This window comes from Citrobacter sp. Awk 4 (assembly GCF_028069725.1).
Taxonomy (GTDB): Bacteria; Pseudomonadota; Gammaproteobacteria; order Enterobacterales; family Enterobacteriaceae; genus Citrobacter_D.
This window is the reverse complement of sequence record NZ_JANEWG010000008.1, coordinates 22,320-33,047: the sequence shown is the minus strand read 5'-3', so window position 1 is coordinate 33,047 and position 10,728 is coordinate 22,320. Positions and strand designations below refer to the sequence as shown.

At 51.6% G+C, this 10,728-nt stretch carries 9 protein-coding genes; 8 read left to right on the top strand and 1 reads right to left on the bottom strand.

Features of this window, described 5'->3' with window-relative positions; all coding sequences use genetic code 11:
• Nucleotides 1–156: 156 nt before the first annotated feature.
• The gene (gene msrA, locus NNO04_RS04960) at nt 157–795 is read left to right on the top strand and encodes a peptide-methionine (S)-S-oxide reductase MsrA (protein WP_271443734.1); all 639 of its coding nucleotides are present in this window, start codon (nt 157–159) and stop codon (nt 793–795) included.
• A gap of 13 nt (nt 796–808) precedes the next feature.
• Here the strand turns inward: msrA and NNO04_RS04955 are convergent, their stop codons facing one another.
• Nucleotides 809–1,864 (bottom strand): LacI family DNA-binding transcriptional regulator, encoded by a 1,056-nt coding sequence (locus NNO04_RS04955; RefSeq protein WP_271443733.1) that lies wholly within the window; start codon nt 1,862–1,864, stop codon nt 809–811.
• A 190-nt stretch (nt 1,865–2,054) separates the two neighbouring features.
• On the opposite strand from NNO04_RS04955, the gene NNO04_RS04950 reads away from it, so the two are divergent.
• The 7 genes from NNO04_RS04950 to NNO04_RS04920 all read left to right on the top strand — a co-directional run bounded on the left by NNO04_RS04950 (nt 2,055) and on the right by NNO04_RS04920 (nt 10,699).
• Nucleotides 2,055–3,215, top strand: coding sequence for a Gfo/Idh/MocA family protein (locus NNO04_RS04950; RefSeq protein ID WP_271443732.1), 1,161 nt, complete (start codon nt 2,055–2,057; stop codon nt 3,213–3,215).
• Nucleotides 3,216–3,225: 10 nt separating this feature from the next.
• The gene (locus NNO04_RS04945; protein WP_271443731.1) at nt 3,226–4,410 is read left to right on the top strand and encodes a Gfo/Idh/MocA family protein; all 1,185 of its coding nucleotides are present in this window, start codon (nt 3,226–3,228) and stop codon (nt 4,408–4,410) included.
• Complete coding sequence (locus NNO04_RS04940) at nt 4,407–5,474, top strand: Gfo/Idh/MocA family protein (protein ID WP_271443730.1); 1,068 nt, start codon at nt 4,407–4,409, stop codon at nt 5,472–5,474. Before NNO04_RS04945 ends, NNO04_RS04940 begins: the two co-directional genes overlap by 4 nt.
• Nucleotides 5,475–5,486: 12 nt before the next feature.
• Nucleotides 5,487–6,509, top strand: coding sequence for a Gfo/Idh/MocA family protein (locus NNO04_RS04935; RefSeq protein ID WP_271443729.1), 1,023 nt, complete (start codon nt 5,487–5,489; stop codon nt 6,507–6,509).
• A 78-nt stretch (nt 6,510–6,587) separates the two neighbouring features.
• Nucleotides 6,588–8,132, top strand: coding sequence for an MFS transporter (locus NNO04_RS04930; RefSeq protein WP_271443728.1), 1,545 nt, complete (start codon nt 6,588–6,590; stop codon nt 8,130–8,132).
• A gap of 10 nt (nt 8,133–8,142) precedes the next feature.
• Complete coding sequence (locus NNO04_RS04925) at nt 8,143–9,213, top strand: 1,4-beta-xylanase (RefSeq protein WP_271443727.1); 1,071 nt, start codon at nt 8,143–8,145, stop codon at nt 9,211–9,213.
• A 148-nt stretch (nt 9,214–9,361) separates the two neighbouring features.
• Entirely contained in the window at nt 9,362–10,699 is a 1,338-nt protein-coding gene (locus NNO04_RS04920) for a hemolysin family protein (protein WP_271443726.1), read from the top strand.
• Nucleotides 10,700–10,728: the final 29 nt, after the last annotated feature.

Below are 10,728 nucleotides of genomic sequence, written 5' to 3'. Positions count from 1 at the left end.
GGCTTAACAAAAAATCAACAATAAAGGTTGAAAAAACAGACAACAACCCAAATTTTTCTTATGTTTACTTTAGACACATTCACAATAGTTATTGTGTGCAAAGAAGCGTCTTGTTACAACCTTAAACCAAATGACAGTTTTTGGGAGGACCGCACCATGAGCATATTTGATAAAAAGCATTTGGTTACTGAAGCAGATGCTTTGCCCGGGCGCAATACCCCGATGCCGGTAGCCACTCTGCATGCGGTAAACGGACACTCCATGACAAATGTGCCTGAAGGGATGGAAATTGCCCTCTTTGCCATGGGCTGTTTTTGGGGCGTTGAGCGTTTATTCTGGCAATTACCGGGGGTATATAGCACGGCGGCGGGGTATACCGGCGGCTATACGCCAAACCCCACCTATCGGGAAGTCTGCTCCGGGCAAACCGGTCACGCCGAAGCCGTTCGTGTGGTTTACGATCCCAGGGTTATCCGTTATGAGCAGTTGCTACAGGTTTTTTGGGAGAATCACGACCCGGCGCAGGGTATGCGTCAGGGCAACGATCAGGGGACACAATACCGTTCCGCCATCTATCCGCTGACGCCGGAACAGGACGCCGCCGCTCGCGCCAGTCTTGAACGCTTTCAGGCGGCGATGGCTGCAGAAAATGACGATCGCCGCATCACCACCGAAATTAGCCGCGCCACCCCGTTTTACTACGCCGAGGATGACCACCAGCAGTATCTGCACAAGAATCCCTACGGCTACTGTGGCATTGGGGGAATTGGGGTCTGTTTGCCGCCAGAAGCATGATGTTGTCGGTCGCTTAACGCGACATCGTCATGCGAGCGGCATGCCGTGTTGCGTTAGCTACCGTGCCTCTATCGGAAACAATCCCCTTGAGCAGTAAATTAAATACCGGCGCACAGGGACGATTAAGCCGGTTTTGTAACAAATGTACCGCTTCTATCCCCAACGCCCGACAAGGGAGCACCATACTGGTGACGGTGGAAATAATGTCCGTCTCAAGTTCCTGAACGCCTGTCGTCATCAGCGACATCTCTTCCGGTATCTGCACACCCATACCGTCCAGCACTCGCTTAACGCCCACGAACATTGAAGTACCGGCGCAGAAAATCACTTCCGGCCACGCGTCGCGCGGGGTGCTTTGCATCCACCCCGCAAAGGCTTTTTCCGACTCTTGCTCGGAAAATCCTTCCGTGACCAGCAGATCGCGTTGGACATCAAACGGAATTTGATACTGCCGATACACGTCTTTAATCCCTTCCAGTCGCCAGTATAACGTCTCGCGGCGCAGACTCGTGACGTTGAGGATACGTCGATGCCCCTGCTCAAACAAATACTGCGCTCCCCGATTGCCGATCGCCCAATGATCGGGGGAGACGGCATCAAGCAGCCCTTCTTTGTCCTGCGAGTTGATCAGTACACAAGGTTTATCCAGCGACTGAGCCAGCTTATGAATCGTCGAGTCATCAACACCAATAATAATGATCGCATTGATGTTTTTGTTGTTGGCCCTGGCCATGAACGTCTTAATATCCGCCCGTTGTTCGTCCAGGCCGCAGTAGCTCAAATACACATCATGCGGCGCAACCGCCTGCGCAATGCCACGCGTCACCTCAAGATAAAAGGGATCGCCGTGCGCCGTAAATGTACGCTGCGGGGCGAATACGGCAATGCCGTTAATCAGGAGTCGACCACTGGCCAGCGAATCCAAAACCCCTAGCTGACGCGCACATTTGAGGATCGCCACACGTGCTTTATCACTGGTATAGGATTTTCCGCTGAGCACCCTTGAAACCGTACTCACCGAAAAGCCGGTTAAGGCGGAGATTTCATCCATTTTTAGCTTGCCGGACATTTTGTGACCTCACTCGCAATCTCTTTTTGCAAATATTTGCAAACGTAGCTAACTGATTTTATGACTCATTTTTGATTAGCGTTCTAACTTATTTCCCCGTCCTGCAACCACTCTCACAAAATCACGTTGTCGGTATTCCTGGTGTTTCTTATGTTCCGCTTATCCCTCATTGCACCTGAAAAGGTATGACATGAAAAAAGTACGTTTTGGCATTATTGGGGTTGGAAATATCGGCTCCCATCATGCCCGCTATTTGCTGGCCGGTACGGTACAAGAGGCTGTACTCACTGCCGTTTGCGACAATAACCCTGATAAACATACGACAATCCGCCAGTTGGTCGGCGAAGAGGTTGCATTGTTCAGCGATGCGCGTGAAATGCTGGAGAGTGGCTTGATTGATGCCGTCATCGTGGCAACCCCTCATTACGACCATCCGGCGCTGTCGATGATGGCCATGCGCCTTGGGATCCATACGCTGTGCGAGAAACCCGCCGGCGTCTATACCGCTCAGGTAAAGGAGATGAACGCCTGCGCGCGCAATTGCGACGTGGTGTTCAGCATGATGTACAACCAGCGGCCTAACCCGCTGTATCAGAAAGTCAAAGACCTTATCGACAGCGGCGAACTAGGTGAATTGCGTCGCTCTAACTGGATAATCACCAACTGGTATCGTTCGCAGAGTTATTACAACTCTGGCGGTTGGCGCGCCACCTGGAAAGGCGAAGGTGGCGGCGTGCTGCTCAATCAGGACCCGCATCAGCTCGACTTGTGGCAATGGCTGGTCGGTATGCCGGTTCGACTACGCGCTTTCTGCCAGTTTGGCAAGCACCGACAGATTGAGGTGGAAGACGAAGTGACCGCGTACGCAGAGTTTGCCAACGGCGCGACCGGTGTATTCATCACTACCATTGCGGAAACGCCAGGAACTAACCGGCTGGAGATAACTGGCGATCGCGGCAAAGTCGTGGTGGAAGAAGGCCGTCTGCGCTTCTGGCGACTGCGCGAATCCGAAACTGACTTTAACAGACGCTGGCAAAACGGTTTTGGCGAGCCGGAATGTTGGGAGGTTGTCGTTCCGACAGCGCCAGAATGCAGCGAACATCATGTCATTACCCGCAATTTCACCGCAGCCATCCTGCATGGCGAGGCGCTTATTGCCCCCGGTCTGGAAGGCATTCACGGCCTGACACTCTCTAACGCCATGCATCTCTCCACCTGGACAGATGACTGGGTCGAACTGCCGATTGATGAACAACGTTACGTCCAGTTGCTACAGGAACGTATCGCGTCATCGGTAGAGAAAACGACGGTAAGCCGCACGCTGGACGCTTCCGGTAGCTGGCAACGTTAAGGAGAACACCATGTTAAATATTGCCATTGTCGGCACTGGCAACATCTCCCACAACCATATACAGGGCTGGTTGCAGTTCCCTGAGCGCTGCCGGATTGTTGCGCTGGTCGATATCTACCCAGAAAAAGCGCAAGAGAAAAAAACGCGTTATAGCCTGACCGACGCCCAGGTCTTCAGCAATCATCAGGCGATGCTGGAAACGGGTATCGACATAGACATTGTGGATGTTTGCACGCCGCCCTATGTACATGCGGAAATCACCATTGACGCGCTAAATACCGGAAAGCATGTGCTGTGCGAGAAACCAATGGCCGCCTCGCTCGAAGAGTGTGATGCCATGATCGCTGCACAAAAGGCCAGCGGAAAAATCTTATCCATCATTGCGCAAAATCGCTTTACCGACGCCTTCTGGCGTTTAAAAGCCGCCGTTGACTCAGGTCTCGCGGGCAAGATTTGCCACGCTCAGGTGGACTCGTTCTGGTGGCGCGGACACTGCTATTACGATTTGTGGTGGCGCGGGACATGGGAAAAAGAAGGTGGCGGTTGCACACTCAATCACGCTGTGCATCACATCGACGCCATCCAGTGGATACTCGGTTTTCCCAGTGAAGTAGTTGCAATGATGAGCAATGTCGCTCACGACAACGCCGAAGTGGAAGACCTCAGCGCAGCCATCTTCAGCTACCCAGGCGGCGCGTTGACCCAACTGACCGCCTCCGTCGTGCATCACGGCGAAGACCAGAAGATTGTGATTCAGGGTGAGAAAGCGCGCATATCCGCGCCCTGGAAAGTGTTTGCCAGCCAGTCAGCAGATAACGGTTTTCCACAGCCGGAAAACCATCGCGCGCTGGAAGACGATCTGGAAACGTTATTTCACACCACGCCACAACTAAAATGGACGCTGCATACCGGGCAAATCGAGAACATGCTAAGCGCCATTGAGCTGCACACGGCACCGCTGGTGGATGGTCAACAAGGGAAACATTCGCTGGAGTTAATCACCGCCATCTATAAATCGGCGATGACCCGTACGGTGGTGACGCTGCCCATTCTGAGTACCGATGATTTTTATCGCACGGGCGGTCTTCTTCATCACGCTCCGCATTTTTATGAGAAATCAACCTCCGTAGCTAACTTCACCGAAACAGGCACCATCCCTCTGGACAAAGATTTGGATTCAGGAGAGTCGCAATGAACAAGAAAGACGGAATGAACTATGCCCCGACTGGCAAACCACAGCCCGTGGTTAAACCGGGGGAATTTGTCTTTGCCGCCGCCGCCCTCGATCACGGTCATATTTATGGCATGAGCAACGGACTTATCGACGCGGGCGCCACCCTGAAATGGGTCTACGATCCCGAGCCGCATAAAGTGGATCTTTTTCTGCAACAGTATCCGCAGGCACAGGTTGCCGACTCGCTTGAGACGATCCTGAATGACGCAAGCGTCAATCTGGTGGCTGGCGCCGCAATCCCCTCTGAGCGCTGTCCGCTGGGTTTAAAAGTGATGGACGCAGGCAAAGATTATTTCACTGATAAAGCGCCACTGACCACGCTGGAGCAACTGGAAGACGCCAAAGCAATGGTGGCAAAAACAGGGCGTAAGTATGCGGTGTATTACAGCGAACGTCTGCATGTAGAGAGCGCCGTGTTCGCCGGAGAGTTGGTGAAGCAAGGGGCGATTGGCCGCGTCATCCAAACGCTGGGTACCGGTCCGCACCGCGAAGGTACTGGCCGACCGGACTGGTTTTATGAACGTCGCTACTTCGGCGGCATCCTTTGCGACATTGGTAGCCACCAGATCGAGCAATTTCTGTTTTACACAGGTAACCACGAGGCGCATATCGTCGCCAGCCAGGTGCGTAACGTCAATCACCCGCAATATCCGCAATTTGAAGATTTTGGCGATGCGATGCTGGCAGGTGAGAACGGCGCGACAGGCTATTTCCGCTGCGACTGGTTTACCCCAGATGGCCTCTCCTCCTGGGGCGACGGCCGCCTGACGCTGCTGGGTACAGAGGGATATATCGAGATCCGTAAATATGTCGATATCACTCACGGTGAACAGGATGTGGTCTATTTGGTGAATAATGAGGGCGAATTCCGCTATCCCGTCGCGGGTAACGTCGGCTTCCCCTATTTTGGCGAGCTGATCCTCGACTGTATTCACCGAACCGAAAACGCTATGACCCAGGCCCATGCGTTCAAAGCCGCAGAATTGTGCGTAAAAGCGCAAATGCTGGCGAACGCATCGTCATAACCGGAGGGGCTGATGCAAAACCTTAACGCCGCCATTATCGGTGCCGGCGCGATTCATGGTTGCCACATGAACGCGCTTAAACAGCTGCCGGGAGTCACGCTGAAGGCGCTGGTCGATATCAATAGCAACATCGGATCAACACTGGCAGAAACCTACGGATGCCGCTTCTATCAAGACTATCGTGAGATGCTGCTGGATAACGAGATCGATGTGGTGCATATCTGCACGCCCCATTTTGAACATAAAACAATGGTCATCGCCGCGCTTGCTGCGGGTAAACACGTCTTTTGTGAGAAACCGGTGGGACTCACTGGCCATGAAGCCGCCGAGATAGCGGAGGCGCTGCGCTGCGCGCCAGGCTTGCTGGGCGTCTGCTACCAAAACCGACTTAACCCAACAAGTCTGCGGATCCGCGAGGAGCTGGCGCACGGTACGCTCGGCAACATGCTCAGTCTTAAAGCCGTACTCACCTGGGCGCGTTCGGAAGCTTATTACACCGAAAGCCCGTGGCGTGGGCGTTTCGCCCATGAAGGCGGCAGTCTGCTGATTAACCAGGCGATTCATACCCTGGACCTGATGCAGTGGTTCGCTGACGGGGTGTCGCGGCTGAAAGGTGTGGTGGATAGCAGCGTGTTAGCGGAGGTGACGGAAGCAGAAGACAGCGCGATGGCCGTCATGCTTTTTAACAATGGCGCACGCGGCCTGTTCTACGCGAGTAACTGCAACACCGTCGACTCACCGCTGCTACTGGAGATACAGTGCGAAAAAGGTCTGTATCAGTTGACGGACAACACCCTGTGGCGAGTCACAGGTGAGGAGCGCGTAAAACTGGTGAGCGATGCCTCACCAGAGGGGAAGACCAAAAGTTACTGGGGTCGCGGCCATTATCAGGCTATCCGTCATTTTTATGATGCTATATCACACCCGGGTCAGACAGAATTTACCGATATTCATGAAGCGAAAAAATCACTGGCGCTTGTGGAGGCTATTTATCGATCGTCTCAAATACGACAATGGATAACAATTAACGGCTAAAAAACATTTTATTCCAGATAGAAACAATCCTCCGAATAAAAACGGAATTTTATTACACTATGAAACTGGAAAATAATTATGGTCAAACCTACTGAACGCAGAGTCGGCTATGGTGTGGCAATTGGCTACGGCGTAACTGATTTATTTGGCGGAGGCGCATTCGCCATTATTGGCACCTGGCTTTTATTTTTTTACACCACTTATTGCGGATTGAGTGTAATCGAAGCGGGTTCAATATTTGCAATTGCCCGTGTTATTGACGCCCTTTTAAGCCCGATAATGGGTTATGTCACCGATAACTTTGGAAACACCTGGCTTGGGCGAAAATTTGGTCGTCGCCGCTTCTTTTTATTACTCAGTTCCCCTTTAATGTTTCTGTATGCTCTGCTGTGGCTGACCGACATGGGCTACTGGTATTACCTGGGAACCTATTTATCCATTGAACTTCTGTCAGCCATGGTACTGGTGCCGTGGGAAACCCTGGCGGCGGAGATGACTAACCGCTATGAAGAGCGAAGCCGCCTTTCTGGCGTACGCATGATCTGCTCGCAACTGGGCGGTTTTCTTGCGGTATCAGTGCCCGGAATCATTATGCAATTCACCGGAAAAGATAACCCATTTACCTACACATTGACTGGACTACTATTTTCAACGGTATTTTGCATCGCTGTCTTCACCACCTGGCGCTGTACCTGGGAAGCAAAAGATGTGCAGGAAGAGTCATTTCACATCAATCTCCAGCGCACGGGTGGGTTATTTAACCATCTGAAATACCTCGTACTCGATCTCTTTTCTTCGTTCAAAATACGGGCATTTCGATTGCACATTATTATTTATATTTTTTCTTTCACTGCGATGGATGTTTTTGGCTCAGTATTTACTTACTATGTCATTTACTGCCTGAAGCAGGACGCATCGTCTGTATCAGGTTGGTTAAGTATCGCTGCCTTCGCCTCTGTTCCGGGGACTTATGGCTTCATGTTATTACTAAATAAACTTAACATTACGCCATCTGCTGCGCTGAGGTTGTCTTACGGATGTATATTTGGCGTGCTCACCTTCTTGTTTATCACTTATTACACCAACATTCAGGTGCCTACTACTTTATTTTCTGCTGTCTTTATTCTTCTCGGCGCTGCACGCTCCGGCCTCTATTATATTCCCTGGAATATTTACAGTTTTATCCCCGATATTGATGAAATGGTGACTCAGCAGCGTCGTGAGGGGATTTTCGCAGGCGTCATGGTACTGACGCGTAAAAGTACTGTGGCGATCGCCATCCTGATGATTGGCATCGTATTGGAAGAATGTGGTTTTGTGAAAGGAAACGGTGCACAGCCGGAAAGCGCATTACACGCCATTATCGGCCTGATGATCTTTGCCACTGCTGCGCTGCTGGCCGTCAGTTTCTGGGTCACCTTCAAATTCAAATTGACGCGGGAAACACATCAACTTTTGCTGAAAGAAATCGCACGCCGCAAGCTGGGCGGAAATGGCACCGACTGTGATGAGAAGACCCAGGCCGTGATTCTACAGCTCACAGGTTATGAATATGACGAAGTGTGGGGTGGCGATGCAACACGCCGCATAACAGGAAATATCGGTCTTTCCGGTGCAAAATAGGAAACACAGCATGTATCAACCCTGGAGCATTGTTCGGGCAAACATGTGGTACCAGCAGCAGCGATGGGGCTGTGGTTTCAACTACTTACCCCGTACGTCGGTCAATTGGCTGGAAATGTGGCAAGCAGAAACATTTGATCTCAGAACCATTGAGCAGGAGCTAACCTGGGCAGGCACTTACGGGTATAACCGGTTGAGGACGAATTTACCTTTTACCGTCTGGCAGCATGACCGAAATGGGTTGATTAACCGTATCGACAGTTTCCTGGCTATTGCCCATGCTCATGGGATCAAGGTCATGCTGACTTTGCTGGATGACTGCGCATTCTCAGGCGACGAACCGTTTATTGGGCAACAAAAATCCCCTGTTCCCGGTATTCACAATAGTCAGGCGTCGGGCAGTCCTGGACGCGGGAAGGTTATCGACAGGCGCAGTTGGCCGCAGATCGAAGCCTACGTGCGGGATATGATCCGCTATTTTCGCCACGATCCTCGCATTCAGATCTGGGATTTATACAACGAACCCGGTAACGGCGGCATTTTTTGTGGTCAGCATGAAAGTGCCCTCTACGATGACCTGCTGGAAATCTATGCGCTTACTTTGCTGTTTAATGTCTTCCGGTGGGCGAGAGAGGAATCGCCTTCCCAACCGTTAACCGTCGCGGCCTGGCATATCGACAATCGCGAGGCCTGTGAAACGGCTTTTACCCATCCGATTGATGTCGCGGCACTGCACCTGTCGGATGTGATTAGCTACCACGCCTACGTCAACACGCCAGGCCAGCGGTCAATCCTGTCTCAGCTTGCTGCCTTCGGGCGTCCCATTTTCTGTACAGAATGGATGGCGCGCCATGTCGGGAGCCGAATAGAAACGCAATTGCCACTGTTTCATACACAGCGCATCTCAAATTATCAGTGGGGACTCGTGCAGGGTAAAACACAAACCTGGCTACCCTGGCCAGATATCGCCTTCGATGAATATCAGGATTCGTTATGGTTTCACGATGTACTGACGCCTGACGGTCTTCCCTTTAGCGAACAAGAGATGGCGCTGGTCAGTAAACTGAGCGCAATGGGCTAAACTGACCCTCTGGCGGCATTACAGTACCTTACGCTATACTAGCGACTGAAATTGCCGGCTCACTTCCTTCGGGCCGGTTTTCAATGTGTATTTCACACGGATTTATCAACTCCCTTCCGAGGATCTGACCTGAACGGTCGGATAAGATATGTTAAACAGTATTTTAATCATACTCTGCTTGATCGCTGTGAGTGCGTTCTTCTCGATATCCGAGATCTCGCTTGCCGCCTCACGTAAAATTAAACTTAAGTTGTTAGCGGATGAAGGCAACATCAACGCGCATCGCGTGTTGAAAATGCAGGAAAACCCGGGAATGTTCTTTACCGTGGTGCAAATTGGCCTGAACGCGGTCGCCATTCTCGGCGGTATCGTGGGCGATGCCGCATTTTCTCCGGCATTTCATTCCCTGTTCTCTACCTATTTCTCAGCCGAACTGTCCGAGCAACTGAGCTTTATTCTCTCTTTCTCGCTGGTCACCGGTCTGTTTATTTTGTTCGCGGATTTAACCCCGAAACGCATCGGTATGATTGCGCCAGAAGCTGTGGCTTTGCGTATCATCAACCCGATGCGCTTCTGCCTGTTTGTGTTTCGCCCGCTGGTGTGGTTCTTCAACGGTCTGGCGAACATGATTTTTCGCATCTTCAAATTGCCGATGGTGCGTAAAGACGACATTACCTCTGATGATATCTATGCCGTCGTTGAAGCCGGTGCGTTGGCAGGCGTACTGCGTAAACAGGAACACGAATTGATTGAAAACGTGTTCGAACTGGAATCTCGCACCGTGCCCTCTTCCATGACCTCGCGTGAAAACGTGATCTGGTTTGATCTGCATGAAGATGAACAGAGCCTGAAAAACAAAGTGGCGGAGCATCCGCACTCGAAATTCCTGGTCTGTAACGAAGACATCGACCACATCATTGGCTACGTTGACTCAAAAGACCTGCTCAACCGCGTGCTGGCGAACCAGAGCATGGCGCTAAACAGCGGCGTCCAGATCCGCAATACGCTGATCGTTCCGGACACCTTAACCCTCTCTGAAGCGCTGGAAAGTTTCAAAACTGCGGGTGAAGATTTTGCCGTTATCATGAACGAGTACGCACTGGTGGTAGGTATTATCACCCTCAATGATGTGATGACGACATTAATGGGCGACCTGGTGGGCCAGGGTCTGGAAGAACAGATTGTCGCGCGTGATGAGAACTCATGGCTGGTTGATGGCGGTACGCCTATTGATGACGTCATGCGCGTGCTGGATATCGACGAGTTTCCACAGTCAGGTAACTATGAAACCATCGGCGGCTTTATGATGTTTATGCTGCGAAAAATCCCGAAACGTACCGATTCGGTGAAGTTTTCCGGCTACAAGTTTGAAGTGGTGGATATCGATAACTACCGTATCGATCAGTTGCTGGTTACGCGACTCGGCACGAAACCCACAACGCTGACGCCGAAACTGCCCGATGCTAAAGAAGAGAACGCGGCATAATCTCCACGCCTTAGAAACATCAACGGCTC

Excerpts from the sequence above, each read along its gene's own strand:
- msrA (WP_271443734.1), top strand. The coding sequence starts at position 157 with ATGAGCATATTTGATAAAAAGCATTTGGTTACTGAAGCAGATGCTTTG.
- NNO04_RS04955 (WP_271443733.1), bottom strand. The coding sequence starts at position 1,864 with ATGTCCGGCAAGCTAAAAATGGATGAAATCTCCGCCTTAACCGGCTTT.
- NNO04_RS04950 (WP_271443732.1), top strand. The coding sequence starts at position 2,055 with ATGAAAAAAGTACGTTTTGGCATTATTGGGGTTGGAAATATCGGCTCC.
- NNO04_RS04945 (WP_271443731.1), top strand. The coding sequence starts at position 3,226 with ATGTTAAATATTGCCATTGTCGGCACTGGCAACATCTCCCACAACCAT.
- NNO04_RS04940 (WP_271443730.1), top strand. The coding sequence starts at position 4,407 with ATGAACAAGAAAGACGGAATGAACTATGCCCCGACTGGCAAACCACAG.
- NNO04_RS04935 (WP_271443729.1), top strand. The coding sequence starts at position 5,487 with ATGCAAAACCTTAACGCCGCCATTATCGGTGCCGGCGCGATTCATGGT.
- NNO04_RS04930 (WP_271443728.1), top strand. The coding sequence starts at position 6,588 with ATGGTCAAACCTACTGAACGCAGAGTCGGCTATGGTGTGGCAATTGGC.
- NNO04_RS04925 (WP_271443727.1), top strand. The coding sequence starts at position 8,143 with ATGTATCAACCCTGGAGCATTGTTCGGGCAAACATGTGGTACCAGCAG.
- NNO04_RS04920 (WP_271443726.1), top strand. The coding sequence starts at position 9,362 with ATGTTAAACAGTATTTTAATCATACTCTGCTTGATCGCTGTGAGTGCG.